Annotated in this window: 1 protein-coding gene; it reads right to left on the bottom strand. The window is 34.9% G+C overall.

Translation table 11 applies throughout. The features are described 5' to 3' along the window. Positions 1-547: hypothetical protein (locus Q4563_RS15685; RefSeq protein WP_303605125.1), on the bottom strand; the 547-nt coding region annotated here is incomplete at both ends.

Genomic DNA, 547 nt, shown 5'->3' with positions numbered 1-547 from the left:
ATCATATTCACAAAAAAAGTAGCAATAGCCCATCCTATTACAGCATCAATTAATCCCCCACCAAAAACAACAACAAAGACAGGTGTAATTGACACAACAAAGGCCATAATCACTTTAGACCAGGTAATAAAAGGATAATACCCCAGCAAAATAACTGGCCCCAGCAAAAATCCATAATAGTTACTAGAAACCATAAGAACCAAAACCAGTATCATTGCTGAAAGCAAAAAATCTTGTCTTAACTCCTCAGAAAGACCAAATGAGGAATCAATAATTGAATATTCAAATTGCAAATAAACAACCAGGAATACAACAAATGAGGTTAACACAACAATCGGCAATGCTGAAGATAATTGCAGACAAACCTTATCAATATTCTGTTTACCAAGCTTTAAGCTTTCATAATAAATGAAATCTCTATGAGCTCCTTGTATTAGTCCTGCGAAGCCTAAAAAAGCTAAAAAAAGTAACCAGACACCATACGTTTCAGCACCCCAATGGCTCAAAAAGATAGGAACAAAAGCTATTTGACTTAACAAGCTAACAC

The sequence above is a fragment of the Gilvimarinus sp. 1_MG-2023 genome, from assembly GCF_030548285.1.
The sequence above is the reverse complement of the archived record's forward strand: the minus strand, read 5'-3'. Positions and strand labels throughout refer to the sequence as shown.